The organism is Candidatus Poribacteria bacterium, assembly GCA_009839745.1.
Taxonomy (GTDB): Bacteria; Poribacteria; WGA-4E; order WGA-4E; family WGA-3G; genus WGA-3G.
Genome location: VXPE01000101.1, coordinates 1 through 22,456, shown reverse-complemented (window position 1 = coordinate 22,456; position 22,456 = coordinate 1). Strand labels below are relative to the sequence as shown.

Sequence of the window (22,456 nt, the reverse complement as noted above, 5' to 3'; positions counted from 1 at the left end):
ACCTTTTATTCCAACCTAAACGCTGTAAGTTCTCCAGATTCGTTTCAGTTTAGGTCCATCCCTTTTGCCAAGTAATACCATTCTCGTTTATTTCGATTCCATCGAAAACCTAATAGCTTCAATTTGCCTCTCACATAATACGTGTTCCCTTTCACGCTAAGGTATTCACCTGTTCTCTCAACGCGAATGTTATTGTTGAGACTTTCGACGTGTTTAATCAGTGAATCAATACTCATCGCTACTTCCTCCCTTCTGAGTCGTAACCCTATTCGTGTTTTCTCTCAATATAGAACGAGTTCGTCTGTTGCCTCGCATAGGCAGCAGTGATACATCTTACTCACATTGACGCATCGGACATAGTGCTCTTTTGTCTGCTCACGCTGTCCTATTTCTTATGTCAGGCGTGCGTCCCTTTATTATTTAAGGACACAATTTTGGGTTACTGAGGGTGCAGTCTGATATTTTAATTTTTATCTTCACTTCTAAAGTAGCACCGTTGCTTTCCAGTAAAGATCAATTCGGCGTGTTCCGTTCGCATATTTTCCCTAAATTATGTCCCTTTTTTTTGCAACAGATTATTGATTTTTTATCAAGGAATTATGCCTAATACCTTGGTAAATTGTGGCTTTCATACCGAAATGTGTGCGGGCTTGGTGTGATTTTATGCAGTTTATGTTCGCATATTTTTTTCAAATTATGCACCCCATACTACAAAATGTGGTGTCCTTAATTTTAAGAGCGCAATTACAAACAACGAAAAGATTGGAGAAAAAAGTGTTTGATTTCCCAAGAATTTTACACCCGCTTTACCTCTTTGAAAAGGATGCAGTATTTTATGCTGCAGACCTTGAAAAAGCGAGCATTATCGAACTCTCCGCCGTAATGTTCGACATCTTGAAACTGGCGGAAGAGCGGACAAACGAAGAAATTGTCCAGGTCCTGAAAACCACTTATGCAGAGGACGAGATTTATGAGGCGTTTGAAACATTTGCAGAATTTGAAAAGGAAGGGTTACTCTTCAATCGCGGTAAAAATCTCGAGGAGATCGTCTCAGTAGGAACGGATCGGCGGAAGTTGCTTGTTGCCATACCGGGTATCAATGTTGACTCGTATTTTGATATCGAAACGTTGTATGCGGGGACGAACATGGCGCTGTCTTACATGTTTGAACATCTCACCAAATACGTAGATCTTCACTTTGCAGGCAACCAGAATCGGAAGTTAGCCGATAACGTCTATGAAGTTGATATCAGGGTGTCTGACTTCGGTAGACTCAGTCGAAGGCTCAACGAAACCTATTTCGGTATTCTTACCTTACATCACGACCAGGAAACATGGCTGCTACCCCTTTACGAGCATGTAGAACTCCCGCCGATCTTAGTTCAGTGTCATGCCCCCCGTGGACATGGGGGAAAAGCGATAAACTCTATATTGCGGCATTACGCGGCGATGCGAGATTTTGATGCTTTCACGGCGCCATCGGATTATGTCCGGGAGTTCTATTCGGATTATGTATGGGATTCGAGTTTCTTTAATACACTTCCTAACGGTGTAGATTCGGCGTTGTTTCGTCCGATGAATAAACAAAAAGCCAAGCAAGAGTTGGCTGAACAGGTTGGAGACGAACGCATTGTAACAACGCCAACTGTTGGCTACCTTTCACGGGTGCAGTCAGAAAAAGGGGCATCTATCTACTTAAAACTCGCTGAATTGAATCCGCATTTGTTGTTTTTGATTGCGGGTCCGAACCTTGGAAGGTATCAATCGAGGGAACTCCCTGATAATCTCGTCTACGCCGGATTCCATCCTCGTGAGAAGTTGCCGATGGTCTATAACGCATTTGACGTCTATTGTTTCCTTTCAATGTCAGGTGAGGAAACCTTTGGATTGACAGTCCTTGAAGCGATGGCGTGTGGCGTTCCCCCGATCGTTCCCAATTTTGATGGTGTGCCATCGGTTGTTGGAAATACGGGTCTGATCGCCGATGCCGAGAATTTTGAAGAAGATATAGCGACGGTTGTCAGTTACCCTTCACCCTTAGATTTTTCGGAGAAGATTAACGTGCTGCTGAATGATGAGGAAATGCGACAGGAACTTTCCCAGAAGGCAAGAGAACGGGCAGCGTCCTTCACTTGGGACAAGACGGCGCGACGGATTATAAAGTGCTTTGAGAGACTCCACGAAAAGAGACGGCTTGTCAGTCCAAACAGACTTTTAAATATGTTTGTACCGACACCGTCAGAAGCAGCTTATGGTTTAGAAGCGGAAGGATTAGCACATCAAGGCAGTGAGTGGTTGAAATACAAATCGATTGTATTGGGGATGGATCAACATTATGAGCGCTGTCTCATAAGGGATACAGCCTATTCCATGCATGTTGAGGATGGTCTTGCGTTAAGCATTTTGAAGAATCACACTGTGAGGGAAGCCGAGGCGGTCCTTGCTGCGGTGGTTGAGGATGAGGAACGAGCAAAGGCGACACTTAAAAGGGTTCACGGCTTAATACAGGCGACTGCCTAAAAAAGGAGGATAAAGAACCAATGACCCATAACTCAGGCTATCACTTAAAACCCCACCATAAATTTGAACGAGAGGGACGCAAATATGTTGCTGACCTTGAAACCAATGACATCATTGAAATCAACGATGTAGAATGGGATATCCTGAGTCGCTATGGGACTCAGACGGATTATCAAATTGTTGAGGCTTTGAAAAAAAAGTATAAGGTGTCATCTGTTTTTGAAGGTATTAAACGATTGGAGTGGTTTGGTAAGCGAGGACAACTTTTAGCACGGATTCCCGAGTCATCTGGTGAGTTTAACGCTTCTCAACCTGTACGTGGAGAACTCAGATTGTTGGTTCCATTCGGTTTTAGGGATGAAGAATCATCGATTGATTACATCACGACTATGAATCGGTATCAACTTTTATCTGCCCTTACGCGTAAGGCATCGTTAGAAACACTATCTTTTTCGCAAGTCAGGGATGGTGGTATACGCTCCGGGAACAAGAGAGATTTAGGGAAGATTCGTATTCGGCAGATAACAAATGATGAGGACGATACCTTTGTGCCTGTATGGTATGCCAGAGAAGGCTACGACGGTATTTTACTGCTTTCTCAATTAATGGAGAATGACCTGTTATACTATCAGGTCCCAGATATTCCAATTGTTCACTGTATAGAAAACAGCCAGAAACTACAAAGTTCGCTGCTTGAACCACTCTTGGCTCTCTATGTGGCACAGAAAACGAATGATAGTTTGGTTGTCAAAGCATCATGGATGAAGGAATGGCTGAGCGAGTTTGGTATTCCGGGAAAGCATATCCATGTGATTCCGGACGGTATCAACGTTGTTGAACCGATTGATAAAGGGTTAGCAAAGCAACACACCGCTGCTATTTTTGATAGACCGATGTTTGCCGAGCGCCCAGTTGTTGGATTGGTTTCTGGATTTGAGCCGCATCTTGGTGCACAGTGGATTTCTGCATTTGCGCGAGCCAACCGACATCTCTCGATTTTTGTTTATGATTACGTATTGGCAAAGCACTATAGGAATCTACCGGAGAATGTGGTGATTTTCAGGGCAGATGATGAGGAGATGTCTGCAATTTTACCGGTTTTCTTTCAGGCACTGGATCTGATCTATTTTCCTGCGATGCCGGGTACACCGCTTTCAGTGGTTTTGGAGGCAATGGCTTATGGAACGCCGTGTATCGCCATGACGAAATACGGTCTCCCCACAGAAGTAAAAGGAGCAGGGGTGAGTATCGGATTGGAATGGGATAATTTTGGTGATTTTCACGTATCCATGGACCAACTTTCGGCAGCGATCAATCAAGGGTTGGAGCCTTCTAAGATGCGCGCTGAATATGAACGGATTGCGAAAGGTTTCGCTCAGAAATACACTTGGCAGAAGGCAGCAAGAAATATTATCCGATTGTTTGAGGAGAACCGTCCGTTGATGACCAGGAGTTATCCAACCGATGAAAATTTGTTCCGTCCTATTTTCTGTCGTCGCTATAGTTCTGAGACGCGTAAAATAACATCCAATGTGTATAGATTGGGGATTAACAGGTATGAACATCTCGAAAAGGCTTTAGCAGAGACACTCATGGAACAGCACAAATCCACTGAAGTCGCGTCGGTTTTCAAGCATTTCAAGATAGAAAGTTCTGTTCAACGACGGGGCAACTTGGCATTTGGAAGAGGGACTAAATTTTGACCCACTTTAGTGGAGATTGACCCTACGGTATAAGTCTACTGAATTGAAAATGTGAAATTATAGTAAAATCTGAAAATAAGTTTACATTTTGGAGAACCCGCACCCTGCTTCATGAACCCTGTAGGAGGGAACTCCGATTCCCGACGCTTCTTCTGCGGGTGTATAAGTAATTACAGGCTTTACTATAAGACAAATTGTGCTCTGCACAATTTGGTTTTCGAGTATTTCCAGCAAAGGACCTCTACGCCTGATTTTCAAGTAGGTCTTTGATGTTGGAATAGGTTTTCCAACTCAGTTTGGAAAATTAATTTGGCTGGATGTAAATCCGGCGGAAAGGAGGTAAATCCGAATGAAAAAAGAGACACGCGATAGAGCGAAACGGTTTCTTACATCTGAAAGTGGACGGGTCGGTATACGGGCGCCGTTAACTTTGGGTGTAGCCGGTGGGGTCCTTTTGTTATCGCAGATGATGTATGCTCCACCTGCAGAAGCATCATGTCAAACCCATGATGATTGTGGGCCGTATGGCTGGTGTAGAGCGTGGTGTGAAGAGTACGATGATGACGGAACCTGTCAACAGTGGGAATCTGAGTGTGTTGATGATAGTTAATCCATGTTTGCGTTTCCACTGTTTTCCGCAGTCGGAATGCCATACGATTTCAAGCAAATTTGCAATTTTGATTGCAAATTTGCTTTTTATTTTTTATAATGCACCCTTGCCTCCGAAAAGTTGTGTCTTTAATTTTAAAAGGGATATTGTAAAGCATTTGTTTATATTCAGCACCTTTAACCACACATATTTGTAGCATGGTCTCCTGTTAGGTTGTGCCACGCGAAGGTCCGCTATTGGAATAATATAAGATTTGTTATTCGTTTTGGAGGTTATGGATGTTAGAAGACGATGTTAAATTAATACACAGGATATTATCAGGTGATGATTCGGCATTCAACATCTTGGTCGAAAGGCATCAAAAGGGGGTTCACGCGCTTATCTGGCGAAAGATAGGAGATTTTCACTATGCCGAAGAACTAACCCAAGATGTTTTTCTCCAAGTATACAAAAAACTTGGGACCTTGAAAGATCCTAAGTCCTTTGCAGGATGGTTGTATGTGATTGCGCATCGACTGACACTTAATTGGATTCAGAGGCATAAACCGGCGATGCAGTCGCTGGAAGATACATCCTTGGAAGAGATAGATGAATCCTCCTATACGCATTATTTGACAGAGACACACGAGACAGAAACCGCTGAGCATCGTTCTGAGGTTGTCAAATCACTTTTGGAAAAACTGCCGGAAAGCGAACGGACAGTGTTGACCCTTCACTATCTCAGCGAGATGACGACGAAGGAGATAGGTAACTTTTTAGGTGTGTCGGTAAACACAATTAAAAGTCGTCTGCGTCGAGGGCGCGAACGCCTACAGGAAGCAGAATCCTTGGTGAGCGAAGTGCTCGGAAGCGTACAGTTACCTGCTGATTTAACAGCGCGGATTATGCGGCAAGTCGCCGATATTAACCCGGCAGTTCCACCGGCTGGCAAACCGTTAGTACCGTGGCTATCTTTCGGCGCGGCAACAATTTTGGTTATGTTCCTGCTGGGTGCGAGTTATCAATATTTTGCCCGCTTCCAAAAGCCGTATAGTTTTGAAGCAGCATCGGAACCTACGATTGAGATTGTTGATGCACCGATCGTTCTTGATGTTATATCAAAGCCATCTATACAAAACCGGTTTGGTCGAGCTATTCTACCTGGGAAAAGTATAGGTGCTGGGGCACAGTTTTCTGAGGTAACACTAAGGACATACTCTGAAGAAGATCTACGCACGTTTTCTACTACGCAGTGGGGACAAATAGATAGTCCTCCTAGTGGTAAGGTGCACGATATTTACACCGTTTCTGATGGGACTACCTTTGCTATTTCAAGAGAGGGCATGTACAAATTAGAGACAGAGGCAACCACATGGCGGTATCTGAGCACGAGTATTCCGATAGATAAATCCCTGATGCCGATGGTGGAGAATCGCGGAACCCTCTATATTGTTTCTACAAATGAAATATTTGCGTCAGTAGATAAAGGTGAGACATGGCGTGCGTTTTGTGTCCGACCAAAGGGTGATACTGTTGGATTCATCATCATTGATGCGATAGAAGATCCAAACATAGAATCAGATATCATAATGTATCTCGCGCTTAGGGATGAGGGGATTTTCCGATCCATAGACGGCGGAATTGAGTGGGAATCACTTAACGATGGCTTAGGAAGTGAAAGGATTTCAGCAATCATCGCTGTTGGGAAGACGGTGTTTACCGGTACCAACCGCGGTCTCTATCGTCTGGATTCAAGTATTTGGAGGAAATTACCAGTAGACACATCAAAATCTGTCTACTCCTTGGCAGTGCTTAATAGGAATCTCTACGTTGGAATGGGACCCGATCTAGTTGGATTAACGCCAATGGATGCAAGTTCAATAATGCCAAGGAGTGAACCGAGTTCAGGTAGGATTTATCGATCAATTGACTTGGGAGCATCATGGACTGAGATAACACCTAAATATCGTCCATCAGCACTCCCATCGGGTGTAAAACTTTTGGTGACAGATGAAACGCTCTTAGCACTCGGTGCCACGAATTTATGTTCAATGGATGGCGGCGACACTTGGACAAATCTTGGAATTGACACGAATTTATACATGCTCAATAGTTTACCCGCTGCGGCGGTGAACGATGAGACGTTTTACAAAGTTGGTGCTTTCGGTATTCATCGCACAACGGATGGTGGCGAATCGTGGCATATATTTATGGACGGAGTGCTGGGAACAAGGATATATGATTTAGTTGTGTTCAACAATAGGCTATACGCATATACTACCTATGAGGTATATCAATCGATCAACCAAGGCATGTCTTGGAAAAAAGTCCGTATTGGTACTGAAGAGGTCTCTCGTAAATCAGTGAAAGATGATGGTGCTTATATTTATGCCAATCTCTATGCAAAGTTTGTGATTGATAGTGGGATGCTCTATTTTATTTCCCCTGAAAAAAATCACTTGCACATTTTCCGTTTATCTGGAGAAGGTAATACGATGATTCCAGTTCAAGATGTCCCTGCTATTGATAGTGAGATAATGGGTGAAGATCGCTTGACAAAGGCTGCATTGCCTCCTATTGAGAAATGGACGAGAGTCGAGGCGTTTGCAATTAGCGGTGATGTGTTCTATGCGGGATACAATCGTAGACTTTTTAAATGGAAATTTGGTGATTCAGCGTGGAAGGACACAGGGTTAGTAGACATTGTTAAGCCGTCTCATGACAATTTCTTCGATGAGGGATTTAAGTTAGCCGTTTCGGGAAAGATACTCTATGTCGGGCAAGGGCACGGTAGACTGTTTCAATCGCTTGACGAAGGAAGTAATTGGAGGGATGTTACACCCAATCTACCACTTCACTTTACTTCGTTCAAAGAGATCGTTTTTGTGGGATCAACGGTTTACGTCGCGACAGACACAGGGGTCTTAGTTTCAGAAACTGGGGAACACTGGCGCGTAATAATGGATAGGTCAGGTACACCTATTATTATAAACCACTTTACTATGAATCATTTCGCTGTGACGGGTCCCAGAGTTTACGGTGCTGGAGATATGGGGATTTATGGGTTGGATACTGATGGACGCTGGAGACAGTTTGCTTCAGAAGTGCCAGGTGAAGTTGTCTCTCTTAATATAATTAACAGCAGACTCTATAGTGCCACTAAAGATCGCGGAATATTTCAGATATCGCTTGCGGAGGAATAATAGATAGTGATTATGAATTTGTCGGGAAGAATGTTAAGGCATGAAGCCTTTCAGTGTGCTAATAGCACACAATTTCGGCTGAATTATGTAACCATTTATCGTAAGCGTCAAAGGAAGTTGGACAATGATCTGAGGAGGCGATTGAGATGGAGATGGATATAGAAACTGCGAAAAAGATTGTAGCTGCCCATGATCAGAAGAAACCCTCTGAGGTCGCCAAAGCGGTAGATGTTTTATATCAGAAATTCGGAACCTATCAATCCATCACACGAGTAATGGGTAAATCGGATAAATTTTGGATCGTCCGCCATCGTATCTCTCAACTTCCGATAGGCATTCTGTGGAAAATTGATGAAGGACATATCGGGATTGAACAAGCCTATCAAATCACTCGACTCAAGCAGGAAGAAGATAAATGGATATTGGCTATTGCGATCGTTGAGGTGAAGGGTCTGACCGCTAAAGAATGTGGGAAAGTTGTTAACCTTGTGATTAAGGAAGGTAAATCCATTATGGATTCCCTTAGCATTTTAGCGGGTATCCATTTTGATGAAATTCAACCCCTTTCGCTTCCTCTTGGATCTGATATTTGGACCGAAATCTGTAAGATTGCCTGGACACAACGCCAAAGGTGGGAGGACCTGTGTTATCAATTAGTGCGTCAAGGTGTAGACGTTAACATTCAGGAAGTGGCATCTCAACTTGAGGGACTCGCCGTGGATTTACGCCGATCGGGTAGAACTTAACAACAAATACGTCTATTTTGGAAGGGAAATACACCGGTTGAAAATATGATGCTAAAATTCGACTGTTAGTCATGGTATTCTAAAAGCAACAGGGGCGAACATAAGGTTCGCCTTTTTAATTTTAAACTGGTACATCTGTAACGCCGTGTACCTGAGAATAAACTCGCCGTAATTGCAGGCGGGTTTTTTGTTTTTTTTGCTGTAGATACAGATTCTTCTCAATTTTCTCGCATTTTGCACCCTGTCCCACCTAAAACTGTGTCCTTAATTTTTAAAGGGCTTATGTTAGACCCCAGACACGGGTTCTCGCAGGTTGTTATGAAGGACAACATCTACCTGATTGGAGGGTTCGCTCCCACAGGCAGACACCCTAAGTTTTTAGCATCTGTGGATATATACAACCCGCAAACCCAGGCGTGGAGCGATATTCGATCAATGCCAACGGCTATTCGACCTTATGGTGCGGCGGCGATCAACGGCAAGATTTATGTCCTCGGCGGCTACGGAAAAGATTTGGAATTTAATCCAGACGTTCTGGTCTATGATACCGGCTTTCGTGCGGTTGAGGCGGTCAGGAAACTGCCGGTGCGCTGGGGCGAACTCAAAGCAGAACCGCAGCACCAACCGTAAAAAGAATTACAATCGTTTACAACTGCCTAAACTTGGAGAAACTGGAGATTTTTGTGAAGAAATACATATTACTTACACTGATTCTGACTGTTGTTGTAGTAGGTCCGTTTGTTTATCAACAATGGAGTGAAGCGAAACGGTTGCGATATATTAGAGAGACCAAACAACTCGCTTCTCAGATTCATGCGACATCTTTGGTGGATTATCTACATCAATTGAAAGAGATTTCATCGAACAGGGTGCCGCTGCTTCTCTTCACTGGGAACACACAAGCACAGCTTGAACCATGCGGTTGTTTTATCGGACAATCAGGCGGGTTACCGAGGCGTGCCAAAGTAATATCGCATATCCGCGAAAACGGGTTTTCTCCACTATTGGTGGATCTGGGTGGCATCCAACCTTCTCAACTCTCAAGCATGAAACCACACTCGTTTAAATCAGATGATTCCTCGACTGGTAATGGGGTACATATACGAGACCAGCATCGCGTACAAACAACCCTTATGGCGATGGAAATGATGGATTATGACGCGTTCTTTCCTTTTGAGGCAGAGATTGGGATCGTTGAAAATAGGAAATTTGACCTGTCGTTTACATCTTTGGATTCAGATTTGACCCAGAATTCTGGCTCGTATTTGATAAAAACGATAGGAGGAAAACGAATCGCTATGGTCACGTTGGACCTTAAAGACCCAGCGAAAATGGCATCTGTGTCTGGGGAACTTAATTCACTTATGTCAGAAGTTCAGGAGCAATCCGATTTTGTTGTTGGCCTGAGTCATTCACCTATAGAAGTCAATAGAGCATTGGCACGGGAATACCCGAGTTTTTCAGCGATTTTGAGTCCGTCCGAAGGCGAAACCGAAAGGGTTGGCGATGTCTTACTGACGTATTGTAGTTCCAAAGGGAAGACGCTTGGTGCGCTCATGCTATCCGATAGCGTGGGGGATATATCCTCGAAAATTCAGCAAATTGCGCTAACAGAATCTGTCTCTGACGATCCGGACGTTAGGAAACTCTTGGATGATTTCTATCATCAAGTCGCTACCGACCATCAATTCCAGATCATCGGTCATCGATTGTTTTCTTCGGAACCCCTTGAACAAGATGATAGAAACAGCTACATCGGTTCTCAAGCATGCCAAGAATGCCATCAGAAAGAATTCAGCCAGTGGTCTCACTCTTCGCACGCCACAGCGTTCAACACCTTACGCACGGTGGGTAGGGAATATTATCCCGAATGTATCACGTGCCACGTCACTGGCTCCGGATATGAGAGTGGTTACGAGATAGGTAACACAGAACGTGCGCATCTTGTGGATGTCGGATGCGAAACCTGCCACGGTCCGGGTAGACAACACGTTTACACACCCCTGAAAAAGAATATTCGGGGTCAAGTTTCTGAAAAAGTTTGTATAGAGTGCCACACGCCTGAACATTCTCCGGGATTCGACCTACTTATTGAATACGTCATGTCCGAAGTTGATCATAGCCGAACTGAGTTGAGCCTCAAGCAGATCCTTGAGCAGCGCATGCGTGGACCTATGAAACCAGAGGTTGAACTTTTTGTAATGTCGTATTGCCCATTCGGTGTGCAAGCGGAACAGGAATTGCTGCCGTTTTTTGAAACGTATGGGGATACCATCGACTTCAAGTTGCGGTTTATAATAGGGAAAGAGGACGCATCTGCGGAAGATGCGAGTGGAGATATTCGGTTTACAAGTTTACATGGTGAACCCGAGCTTATGGAGAACAAGCGACAAATGGTTATCGCTGAGCTATATCCAGAGAAACTTTTTGATTATTTGCTGTGTCGCGCGGACCACCTTCAGGAAGCATGGGTCCATTGCGCGAAGGATGTTGGACTGGATGTCAGCAGGATTGCAGAAGCGGTGGAATCGGAAAAGATAACATTAGATCTTGTTGAGGAGATACAAAGGACGGAGGCACTCGATATCAAAGGGTCCCCGACTTTGGTCATTGATGGACGGATTATTGACGGTAGCCTTTGGCGTGGAAAAGTAAGTGGAAGCTGTCGTTAGCGAGGGGGTGCATAATGTTAGTATGTCCGAAATCTACCGCTCATCTACATAAATTCCGGCAGGACAGTCGTATGTATGTCGCTGACTTGAGTCAATGTATTGTATTGGAAATTGATAACATTGTCTGGGAGATTCTGGAACTATGCCCATCTTTTTCAAGTGAAGAGATCATAGACCGGCTTGGAAGAAAATACGACGCTGATTTAGTCATTGAGGCGTTAGATTCGCTGGCTGTAATGGAGCAGCGCGGGATTCTCTTCTCAAATTTCAAAAGGGATACACCGGCATTAGAGACAAAGGCTTCTGGAAGATTAAAGATCCTCGTCCTGCAAAGGAGTGCCTATGCGACTGATATTACAAAAGCAACAGGTGGGGTGTCGGTTGCACATCACAATCTCGTCAAATCTCTTGAAACTTATGCTTCTCTTGATATAGTAAGTGAAAACGACGAAGTATTTAAGGAGAATGTGCGAGGTATAAGATTCCAAGAAAACGATCGGTCTACTCTCTTAAAGTTGATGGATAGCAATTATGATGGTGTGCTGTTAGAAAGTCATCCAGGCAAGAGGTTTCTTTTTCTCCTACATTATGTTGACGCACCCTTTATTATCCCGATTTATTCTGCAAGAGGTCACAATGGCGATGGTATTAACTCGGGATTGCTTTGGTATGCGGCGATGCGTCCTTTTGATGCTTTTCTGGTTCCAACGAATTCAGTCAGCGATCTGTATGGTCGATTTGTCTGTGACAAGGATATTTTTCATACTATACCATTGGGAGTTGATGCTAACAAATTTTGCCCATTGGAGAAGCAGAAAGCCAAAAATGAAGTTGCGAAGATGCTGAACAAACCTGAGATTGCGACTTCACCGGTTGTCGGTTTTTTCTCAAGATTTCAACCTGAGAAAGGTGCCGGAATTTACATCAAGATTGCCAAGCTTCTGCCACATGCGTGTTTTCTGCTGACCGCGCCAACACTGAATATCTACGCACATCAGGAGTTACCTCCAAATCTGATTTATGCACCACAGCAACCAAGAGACCAACTTGCACGACTTCTGAATGCCTTTGATGTTTACTGTTTCCCGTCAATGGTGGGTGAAGAAACGTTTGGACTTGCGCTATTAGAAGCGATGGCTTGTGGGATACCACCGGTTGTCCCAAAACTTGATGGACTTCCTGAGGTTGTCGGCGATGCAGGAATTGTTGTGCCCGCGCGAGCTTATGATGATGAAATTGGGAGTTTCGCTGGAACGGTTTCACCGAAGGTAATGGCGGATGCGATCAATACCCTCCTCACCGATGAGAAGGCACGATTGGCGTTGGGAGAGAAAGCAAGAGAAAGAGCGTTGACTTTTACATGGGATAAAACCGCGCAGAATGTTATTGCGTTGTTTAGAAGACTGAAGCGAATTCAACAGTTAGAAAACCGATATAAACCACACTTCGCCATCTCTTTCGCTCCTTCCCTTAATAATCGTCGAAGACAGATTGAAAACCAAGCCATATTGAACAACATTACAACCCAAAAGGAAAGACCCCTAATGAAGGATCGCTATGCTCAATCCATAGAAGAGGGTTTGGCACTGGCACTTCTTAGAAAGCACACCCGACATGAGGTCGAGGCGGTGTTACATCATTTATATGGCCAAAATAGATCCGAGGCGATTCTCGAAAAGGTTATTGGTTTTCAGGAATCCATGAACGGATAGAGGGGAGTTAAATAATGATTGAGTTTCCTCGCAATTTGCATAATCTTCATCAATTTGAATGCAATGGCGAGAAGTTCGTTGCTGATCTTGATGCGGGTGTTGTTATTCCGGTGAATGATATTGTCTGCGATATTTTGAACGCTTATAGTGTTTCGGAAACAGATGCCATTATTGAAGCCATCGCCGACAAATATGGTCGTTCTGAGATTTTTGAGACACTCGCTTTTCTCTCTAAACTTTCAAAGATGGGACTGCTGTTTTCATCACATCCAGCAGAGATGGAACTCACTCGGTGTAATGATCGTCAGAAAATTTTTCTGACAGAAGGGATTTTGGAGAACAAAAAGATAACCTCTTTTCTCCTAAGTGCGGCGAATCATCATCTGCTGACCACACTGGCAAATCACGCCGACCTTTATTTGCCTGTATCTGAAAAGGATAATAATCGCCAAGAAATTGAAGAAGGTTTGCGGGTTGAAGGCGTTCACCCGATTTTCTTTAGAAGTGACCGCTCATTTTCGCCAGCAAAATTTATTCCGCGGGACAGTGACGGCATCCTCGCTTTAGCACCACTAACCGTATGGGAACAGGTTTACCTGAAATTTAACAGGCATCCAGTTATACTCCGCCTGTCCAATGAGGCTTTGATAAATCATGAAGCGTGTAATACCGTGCTTGAGAGATGTGCGGCGTTGAGAGACTTTGACGCCTTTGCTTGTGATGCTTCTTGGACGCAAACCTTTTTTTCAGATTTCGTTCCCGATCTGGGTGTTTTTCATCATATTCCTTATGGTGTTGATACATCTATTTTCAAACCGATGGATAAAACGCAATGTAAGCGTCAATTGGCGCAGGCACTCGGGCATGAAGCGATTTTGCAAAAGCCGTTGATAGGTATTGTGCCAGGACTTAATTCGCACGAAACGCTTCGCTTCATGCGCAAACTACGTTTTGCCAACCCAAACTTCAACTATCTGGTTATTCATTCCACTGAGATGGACAATTTCACAAGTGATGGCTGCGTTAACTTTTTTAATATTGCGTCCCTGCAGGACAAAGAGGCGAGCCCTTTTATTTTTAATGCGTTAGATGCATTGGTGTTTCCGACGATTCTCGGGGCATCCGCGCTACTCCTGCTTGAGATCGTTGCGTGTGGCATTCCAACGGTTGTTTGGGGATATTCTACACCTGAAGAGATTTCAGGCGCGTGTCGGTTTATTCAAATTTCGCCAAGTCTTTTCGATCCAGTCGATTTGCCAGTTGAATCAATATCGCAAGAACTCAGATTTCTGCTCGAAAATCCCAATGAACAGCAGGTTTTGGTGCAAGTAGGATTAAAGGCGACTTCAACTTGGTCATGGCAAGAGACGATCCGGCGAATCCTCCGTTTATTTGGAGATCTTCAAAATTGTAAGGGGCCCGAGTATAAATCTGCGAAACATCGTCTGCTCTTTAGGAAACATTACAATCCGATATGTGGTGAAATCGAGTCAGAGGCATTTGTGCTATCAAAGGTTCCAGCACCGATTGACATAGAGCAGGCAATTGCGATGACACTTCTGGAGGAACATACACTGATGGAGGTTAAAACTGTCCTTCACTCCATCTGCAAAGAACCAGAACGTGCTGAAAAAATCTTAGAGAATCTTCTCTGAACTTCTGAACTTGGAGGGCATACGCATCAGAATCCTTTTACGCCCTTCATATAGCCATATAAGTTCTTACCAAACCATGGAATTGCGGATTGCATGAATATTGCTTTGGTAAGTTTATCCGATAGATGAAAGGAGGTGAAATCGAATGCAAACTCACGTAGTACAACTCACGAAACAGCGTCTGAGTGATTTCTTCGTCAAAGAAGAGGGGCATGTGGCGCACAAGAATGCTTTGGTCGCAGGGACAGTGGCGACGGGTGCTATTTTGGCATCAGTAATGCTGACACCTGATACCGCTGAGGCTCATCATAGGTTTAAGTGTGGTGAAGAAGACAATTTCGTCTGGTGTCGAAAGGCTGATCAGGATTGTCGCTCCGGTTTCCACGGAGACGGTGAGCCGTTCTATTTCTGCGTCGATATATAAGAGATGGCCGTCCTGCGTAGGCGGATGTGGTAAAGAGGTCTTACCTGATTGTGTCTTAAAGGCACAATCAGATATAGATTCGTTTTCGCAAGTTTTCCGCCTATAAAATAAAGGACGCTAAGGAACAATCTTAAGAGCAGATTTTGTGAGGAAGAAGTTGGGAAAAGCATTGTTTTTTTCTTTTTCCTCACACCCTTGACGTTTGATTGGCATTGATATTGATAAGGAGGCATCAATGCTGTTAAAAATACATGAGTTCTTACAATGGGTTCTGGTTGGCTTAGCTGCTGTGGTTCTCTATAATTTAGCAATAGAAAATGCTGCTGCGAACGAGTGGCAGGTCATCTCTGAACTGCCAACGCATCGAAGTGAGTTCTCGACTGCCGTGGTAGATGGAAAGATATATCTCATCGGTGGCACGCGCTTTGAACATGAAAACGGTCCGTTTGGAATGTCGTTGGTCGAGGTCTACGCCCCAGAGACCAACACGTGGCAGAGACTCGCTGATATGCCGACCGTCCGCGCGGGTGCTGAGACAGCAGTTGTTGATGGAAAAATCTACGTTATGGGAGGACACGCTGGGAAAGACAACCGGGGTGAGAATTTCAAATTTCTGAAAGTCGTTGAGATGTACGATCCGCAAACTGACACGTGGATTCGGAAACAGGACTTGTCAATTCTCCGTCTGTGGTTCGGCACTGGTGTGGTCGCTGGCAAAATCTATGCGATTGGTGGGTATCTCCATCCAAAGGACCGGAAACCTGGGCACCAAGGACGCCTTGATCTCGTTGAAGTCTACGACCCTGTTAGTGACACGTGGACAAAGCGAGCGAAAATGCCGACAAGACGTGATGGAATTGGAACAGCGGTTATTGACGACACCATTTATGTTATCGGTGGGGCAGGCTGGCCGCAAGTCGGCAATCACGGGGGGCCGTATCTTGGGGCCATTGAGGTCTATGAACCGAGAACCAACCGGTGGACGAAGAGACCTGACATGCCAAGTCTGAGATCAGGTTTTTCAACAATTGTTATTGCGGATAAAATCTATCTCATTGGTGGTTTTGATGTGCAAGCGGGAGGTGCTGCAGTAGGTGATCGGATTGAGAGTATTGAAGTGTACAATCCGGCTACGGAGAGATGGCATTTGATTCCTACTGCTCCAACCTTACAACTGCCATTTTCTACAGTGGCGGTCAACGGCAAGATTTATGCCTTTGGGGGTCGTGGAGAAGATAGGGAACTTTCTCCAACCGTTGAAGTGTTTGATACCGGGTTTCGTGCCGTCACGGCAACTGGGAAACTGCCGGTGCGATGGGGGGAACTCAAAGCACCGCCACCCCTTTTAAGGAATTGAAAAATGCTCAATTACATGCAAGGTCTTACCAAGTCATGGAATTGCGAATCACTGCCGTTGACTGTTGAATCTGTCTCTTAAGGTTTATTCTTAGGCTTTTCCATGTCCTCAACGGCGTATCGCATGAACATTGCTTTGGTAAGTTTATCCGATAGATGAAAGGAGGTGAAATCGAATGCAAACTCACGTAGTACAACTCACGAAACAGCGTCTGAGTGATTTCTTCGTCAAAGAAGAGGGGCATGTGGCGCACAAGAATGCTTTGGTCGCAGGGACAGTGGCGACGGGTGCTATTTTGGCATCAGTGATGCTGACCCCGGAGGCAGAAGCAGATTGGAGATGGTGCGATGGAGAAAAGACTCACGCGTGTCCCACCGCTGTATCCTGCTGTTCTGCAACTGATGCGGAAGGTGATCTTTTCTATTATTGTGGGGACCCTGAGTGTTAACCAGTAGCCATTTATATGTAAGATGGCTATCCACATAGAATCAGCGAGAACTTATTATTTACGCGAATTCGTTTTTGTATAAGTTCTCGCTACTATTCACAACATAAGGAGGAATTTACAATGTTAAGCGCACTCAATTCTAAAAAAACTGTCGTTATTAGCACAGTTGTTTTTATTCTCTTGCTGATGTCAGTAGAATCCTTTGCTGGTAAGGATTGGGAATTGGTATCTCAACTTCCTACTAAGCGACTGGATTTCACTACTGTTGTTGTAGACGATAAGATTTATCTCATCGGTGGTAGTCTCTATGAAGACGCAAAACTTGGTAGAAGAATACCTGGCCCCTTTGGATTATCAATTGTTGAGATGTATGACCCAGAAAGAAACCGGTGGCAGAGAATTGCCAATATGCCAACGCCACGCACAGGTGCTAAAGCGGCAGTAGTCAACGACACCATCTATGTCTTTGGGGGATTTAGTGGAAAAAACAATAACCGTGCGAATATGAAATTTCCAGTTGTCGTAGATGCCTACGACTCTCAAACAGATACATGGACGAGGAAACAGGACATGCCCACACCTTGGCTCAATTTCGGGATTGGTGCAGTTGCTGACAAAATCTATCTCATTGGCGGTTTAAATATCGATGAACGGACAGATAGCGTTGAAATCTATGATCCTGCGACAGATACATGGGCGAAGGGTCCTAAAATGCCCACCCGACGTGATCCTGGCGGTATGGTAGTTGTCAACAATCGTATTTATGTCATCGGCGGATATGGATGGCCAATGGACTTTAGGGGGGGGCCGTATCTTGCGACTATTGAGGAATATAACCCAATAACCCATCAATGGCAGCAGAAGAACGATATGTTAGACATCAAACTTGATTTTTCTCCGGTTGTTATTAGGAATGAAATCTATTTGATTGGCGGTTTCATTTGGGAAGATGCGCTTCCTGAGATTTTGGCGACTGTGGATGTATATAATCCACAAACCCAGGCGTGGCACGATATTCCAGAACTGCCAACGCCCATTAACCCTTCTGGGACAGCAGCGGTTAACGGCAAGATTTATGTTTTCGGAGGTTACGAAGAAGATTGGGAATATTCTACAGATGTGTTGGTATATGATACCGGATTTCGTTCGGTTGAGGCAGTCGGGAAACTGCCGGTGCGATGGGGGGCGTTGAAAATGGAACCTCAAAGTCAACCTTAAGGAATTGAAAAATGCTAAACTACCAGAATTTGTTCATCGGTCTTCTTCTACTTTTCTGTTGCTATGCGACCTATACAGATTTACGGGAAAGAAAAATCAAGAATTTTTGCAGCTACGGGCTCATCTACGCCGGCATCCTGAGTCAAGGCATTTCGGTTATGTTAGGGAACAGCGGCCTCTTAAACAGTATCATTACGGTTGTTGGTGGTTTTTTAATCGTTCTGGTGCTCTATTGGTTCGGCATTTTCGCTGCAGGCGATGCCAAACTGGTATGGGGCGCGTCTCTATTGATGCCAGTGGGATTGTTTTCGGAGTCGATGGCATTCGCGCAATACACACCGACATCCCTGATTATTAATATTTTCGTGCCGTATTGTGTGATCCTCGTTACCTACCTCTGTCTGAAAACGAATGTTCAACAGAAATGGCAGGCATTTATGTTAATTTTCCAACAGGAAGATTTTCGTCAACAGATTTTTGAGAGGATATTTCGGCTTATCTTTTTGCTTGGGTTACGGCAGTTTGTTATCCTCTCGCTGCGTTGGTTAGGGATTGAACTGGGATTGTGGCATCAACTCTTGATTGTATTTTCTCTGTATTTCACCCTCAGTTACTTTGTAAAAAAATTCAGTCTGGAAAAGATCCGTAACTATGTTGTTTCCGTAGTGATGATTCAATTGATGATTCTCACAACCCCTTGGACGCTGAATGCTTGGTCGGAGGCGTACGCCCCGCTTTTGAAGATATACCTTCTTTACCTTACCGTATTCTTCTTTGGGAAGCATTTTATTGAGAATCTCGACAGTATGGTGTTGGATCGCGAGATAGACATCTCTGATTTGAAAGAGGGCATGGTGCCTGCTGAACAGATTGTTAGGGTGGAAGGGATCGATGGAGAAATTACATATAGCAAGAAAGGTTTTGCGCTCCCAAGTGTGTTAAACCCGAATATTGTTCTTGGAACCTTACCAGGGAGCGTTTCGGAAGAGAAGGCGGCGGAATTGAAACAACTCTCAGAAGATGGTAAATTTGAGGATTTCGATAACAGGATCCGCATCCAACGCTCTTTGCGGTTCGCGCCTATGATCTGTTTGGGTGTTATCTTGACGCTTTTGTGCCGCGGTCCCTTTTTCACGCTTTTTCAGTAAACGTTCGCTTCCCATGAATAAACCTCAATAAGAGATTGTCCATTCCGACAGATATCGGAAATATTAGTAATGAAAAAGGAGTCATAACATGGCAAGATCGAGAATCTTTTATATTTTAACACTGCGGGAAAAAAAGAAAAAGAAAGATTTGCAAAGATTTCTGAAAACTCAGTGGCTTCCTGTTCTACGAAAGACACCTGGATGCTTGGCAGTTGAACTGTTGGATACCTATCAAGATCGGGCAGGGTATTGTGTTTCAGAACTTTGGGAGAATAGAGAGATTCATCTACAAAGCACGGCAAAATTATGGCGTGAAACGCATACGGATCTCATGCAAAAGGTTGGGGAGTACGCCACGATCGAATTTCTCTGGAATTGTATAGTTTTGGATGCTTAAGCATCGGATGTATCACGTTATCTATACAGGAGACTCAGACCATGATGCGTTCAACTTTGCTTCACAAAACACAAGAGGATTGGCAGCAGATTTCCTCTGCTAGCCAAGAGAGAGCTGTAGCGAGTCTACTGCATCGCGCGCCTCTCTATGCGCGTGCGCCGACGCGGATTGATTTTGCTGGCGGGTGGACAGATTTGATTCCGTTCGCGATGGAAAATGAAGGAGTGGTGGTGAATGCGGCGATTGATTTACATGTCTACGCGTCTCTCACACCTGTCCTTGACGCATGTGTAAGTCTCCACGCTGTGGATCTCAAAGAGTTCTTTTATCCGGTGGACGTATCCACATGCTTGCGCGGGCTGAATCTTCCGCAAGCGATTTTGTCTCGCTTTCGTCCTAATAAGGGCTGCCATCTCTCGACTTGGAGCGAAGTTCCAAAGGGAAGCGGATTGGGGGCTTCTGGCACTCTTGGCGTTGGACTTGTAGGGCTACTCTCGACTTTTGTCGAAAAGAAATTAACGCTATGCCAAATTGTTGACATCGCGGCGGGTGTTGAACAGGAAACCGGAATTCCATGTGGGAAACAAGATCACTACGCCGGTCTACTCGGTGGGATAAACCTGCTACGATGTAATAGCACATTTGTTAAATCAACTCCACTCGGACTCACTGAGGACGTTCTGGAGGAGCTTCAGAAGTCTCTACTACTTGTGTACACAGGGGAGTCGCACTTTTCAGGCAGCATTCTCCAGAATGTAATTGACACTTACAAAGCGGGGAACAGAAAGACGCATGCAGCTTTGAAGGCGCTTCGCAGAATTGCTGATGAGATGAAGCAGATATTTGAGACCGCCAATTTCTCTGATTTAGGTCAATTGTTTGATGAGAATTGGCACTTTCAAAAACAGTTACATCCTTCTGTAAATACGGAACGGATTGGTGAATTGGTTGATATTGCGAAAAAAAACAATTGTACAGGCGGGAAAGCATGCGGAGCCGGCGGCGGTGGCTGCTTAGTGTTCCACTGTAATCCAGATTCTATTGATGCTGCAAGAAGAGGATTTAGAGAAGTGGGGGTCCAAGTCATTCCTTTTCGTTTTGACTTTGAAGGGCTTCGGATATGGTCTCCTGAATAGCAGTATCATAGAAAATCTCATGTAATTACTGGGGGTACACCAATGGGGAAGAAAGGACAATCTTCCTATACTCATGATATCTTGGAGCGGTGTGAGACAAATGCATACAAGTATCGCTATCAACTCGTGCAGCAAGCGTTGAAAAAACTGCCAGAGAGTGAGCGAACGATAATCGTCCTTTGTTACTTGGGTGAAATGGCACCTAAGCAGATAGGTAACTTCTTAGGTGTGTCAGCGAATACAATTGCACGTAGACTTCAGCGGGCGCACAAATTTTTACAAAAGGATGAGATACTCCTAATTCAAAAAGTGCTCGGTGACGCGCAGGTATCTGGAAGTGTACACGAGAACCTTATGCGACAAGTCCCGCACATAAAATCGAAATCTCATTCAGTTAGGAAGCGGTTCTTTCTTACTTTTTTAACAATTTTGGTAATCGCAATTATAGTTGTTTCAGTGCTCAAACTTCTAAATATCACCTAAAAACCGAATATGAAGGAGATAAAAAATGGTTTACCGACACATCCTTACATGTTTCTTTTTCCTCGCATTAATTCCGCTGAGTGCTAAAGCATTCCCACCCGCTTCGCCCGCAGGTGGTAACTATTTAGTCCTTGACGGGGTCGACGACTACGCTGTTCTGGATTTTAAAACCCAGGGTGTATTCTTCCCAAAAGACACGGATGAGTTTACCGTCGAAATGTGGGTCTATCCAACCACACCGCCCGACACGAATACATTCGCAATGATTCTCAGCCAACAGATGCGAATATGTATTGAGGAGGATATTCACGCGGGAGATTTAATCTTCAAGATTCAAGCGCATCTTCCTATTGCGAAAGGGCGAGCGACGACTCCCTATCCACCGATACCTTTTACCCTGAATCAATGGTATCACATCGTTTATCAGGCAAAAGGGATACAAACCATAATCATCGTTAATGACTCCGTAGACATCTCGGCACGAGGAACAACACTCGCACACGATATCTCAGGTTTCGAGCGTCCAAAGGATTTTACACTCGGCGGGTTTGGAAAGAAAATTCAGTTTCGCGGCGACTACTTTTGGGGACCCTTTGCAGGATATATCGATGAGGTCCGCATCTCAAAGGTTGCTCGTTACGGTGTAAATAAACGCGGTTTTACACCGCGCGGCAAGTTCAAAAAAGACCGTCAGACAGTTGCGTTGTGGCATTTTGATGAACCGGGTGGAAAACGGATATTCTCAGATGCCTCGGACAATGCATATCATCTGATAGGTGAAGGTGGAGCGAAGACCGGTATCCCCCTCGCAGTCGAACCACACGAAAAACTCACCACAACATGGGGACGGCTTAAACAGTAAGAGGAGGCATAAGGATGTCAAGCGTGTTAACTCTAAAAAGACTATGGTTATCTGATTGACGGTTTACGTTTCGAGAGAAGCACCTTGAGTATTTAGAGTGTAAAAGTTACGAAAACGCCTTGTGCTAATTAACGTGAGTTTGAAAAAAGTTTAGTCTTTAGAAAAGCACGGGTAAATCGGTGC

19 protein-coding genes are annotated in these 22,456 nt (G+C 44.5%); 18 read left to right on the top strand and 1 reads right to left on the bottom strand.

The features are described from left to right. Positions 1–44: 44 nt before the first annotated feature. Positions 45–236 carry a hypothetical protein gene (locus F4X88_15430; GenBank protein MYA57678.1) on the bottom strand — a complete coding sequence of 64 codons (192 nt, stop codon included), beginning with the start codon at positions 234–236 and terminating at the stop codon, positions 45–47. A 427-nt stretch (positions 237–663) separates the two neighbouring features. On the opposite strand from F4X88_15430, the gene F4X88_15425 reads away from it, so the two are divergent. The 18 genes from F4X88_15425 (at position 664) to F4X88_15340 (ending at position 22,273) form a co-directional block, all read left to right on the top strand. Next, positions 664–2,520, top strand: a complete 1,857-nt coding sequence (locus tag F4X88_15425; protein ID MYA57677.1) for a glycosyltransferase family 4 protein — start codon at positions 664–666, stop codon at positions 2,518–2,520. A gap of 20 nt (positions 2,521–2,540) precedes the next feature. After that, on the top strand, positions 2,541–4,223 hold the full coding sequence (locus F4X88_15420; protein ID MYA57676.1) for a glycosyltransferase family 4 protein: 1,683 nt from the start codon (positions 2,541–2,543) through the stop codon (positions 4,221–4,223). Between the two features lie 349 nt (positions 4,224–4,572). Then, positions 4,573–4,833, top strand: a complete 261-nt coding sequence (locus F4X88_15415) for a hypothetical protein (protein MYA57675.1) — start codon at positions 4,573–4,575, stop codon at positions 4,831–4,833. Between the two features lie 278 nt (positions 4,834–5,111). Further along, positions 5,112–8,015: a sigma-70 family RNA polymerase sigma factor gene (locus F4X88_15410; protein MYA57674.1), complete on the top strand. Its 2,904-nt coding sequence runs from the start codon at positions 5,112–5,114 to the stop codon at positions 8,013–8,015. 152 nt (positions 8,016–8,167) lie between these two features. Further along, positions 8,168–8,761, top strand: coding sequence for a hypothetical protein (locus tag F4X88_15405; protein ID MYA57673.1), 594 nt, complete (start codon positions 8,168–8,170; stop codon positions 8,759–8,761). Positions 8,762–9,043: 282 nt separating this feature from the next. Beyond that, positions 9,044–9,391, top strand: coding sequence for a hypothetical protein (locus tag F4X88_15400; GenBank protein ID MYA57672.1), 348 nt, complete (start codon positions 9,044–9,046; stop codon positions 9,389–9,391). A 53-nt stretch (positions 9,392–9,444) separates the two neighbouring features. Beyond that, positions 9,445–11,433 carry a hypothetical protein gene (locus F4X88_15395; GenBank protein ID MYA57671.1) on the top strand — a complete coding sequence of 663 codons (1,989 nt, stop codon included), beginning with the start codon at positions 9,445–9,447 and terminating at the stop codon, positions 11,431–11,433. A gap of 14 nt (positions 11,434–11,447) precedes the next feature. Beyond that, positions 11,448–13,145 (top strand): glycosyltransferase family 4 protein, encoded by a 1,698-nt coding sequence (locus F4X88_15390; protein ID MYA57670.1) that lies wholly within the window; start codon positions 11,448–11,450, stop codon positions 13,143–13,145. A 14-nt stretch (positions 13,146–13,159) separates the two neighbouring features. Then, a complete protein-coding gene (locus F4X88_15385) occupies positions 13,160–14,800 on the top strand; it encodes a hypothetical protein (protein ID MYA57669.1) in 1,641 nt (546 codons plus the stop codon). A gap of 145 nt (positions 14,801–14,945) precedes the next feature. After that, a complete protein-coding gene (locus F4X88_15380) occupies positions 14,946–15,224 on the top strand; it encodes a hypothetical protein (GenBank protein MYA57668.1) in 279 nt (92 codons plus the stop codon). 235 nt (positions 15,225–15,459) lie between these two features. Continuing rightward, positions 15,460–16,581 carry a hypothetical protein gene (locus F4X88_15375; protein MYA57667.1) on the top strand — a complete coding sequence of 374 codons (1,122 nt, stop codon included), beginning with the start codon at positions 15,460–15,462 and terminating at the stop codon, positions 16,579–16,581. 175 nt (positions 16,582–16,756) lie between these two features. Further along, on the top strand, positions 16,757–17,029 hold the full coding sequence (locus F4X88_15370; protein MYA57666.1) for a hypothetical protein: 273 nt from the start codon (positions 16,757–16,759) through the stop codon (positions 17,027–17,029). A gap of 120 nt (positions 17,030–17,149) precedes the next feature. Beyond that, complete coding sequence (locus tag F4X88_15365; GenBank protein ID MYA57665.1) at positions 17,150–18,247, top strand: hypothetical protein; 1,098 nt, start codon at positions 17,150–17,152, stop codon at positions 18,245–18,247. Between the two features lie 11 nt (positions 18,248–18,258). Next, positions 18,259–19,395, top strand: coding sequence for a hypothetical protein (locus F4X88_15360; protein MYA57664.1), 1,137 nt, complete (start codon positions 18,259–18,261; stop codon positions 19,393–19,395). Between the two features lie 88 nt (positions 19,396–19,483). Then, on the top strand, positions 19,484–19,792 hold the full coding sequence (locus F4X88_15355) for a hypothetical protein (protein ID MYA57663.1): 309 nt from the start codon (positions 19,484–19,486) through the stop codon (positions 19,790–19,792). 41 nt (positions 19,793–19,833) lie between these two features. Then, the gene (locus tag F4X88_15350) at positions 19,834–20,928 is read left to right on the top strand and encodes a hypothetical protein (protein MYA57662.1); all 1,095 of its coding nucleotides are present in this window, start codon (positions 19,834–19,836) and stop codon (positions 20,926–20,928) included. A 42-nt stretch (positions 20,929–20,970) separates the two neighbouring features. Continuing rightward, positions 20,971–21,411: a sigma-70 family RNA polymerase sigma factor gene (locus F4X88_15345; GenBank protein MYA57661.1), complete on the top strand. Its 441-nt coding sequence runs from the start codon at positions 20,971–20,973 to the stop codon at positions 21,409–21,411. Between the two features lie 25 nt (positions 21,412–21,436). Next, positions 21,437–22,273, top strand: coding sequence for a LamG domain-containing protein (locus F4X88_15340; GenBank protein ID MYA57660.1), 837 nt, complete (start codon positions 21,437–21,439; stop codon positions 22,271–22,273). Positions 22,274–22,456: the final 183 nt, after the last annotated feature.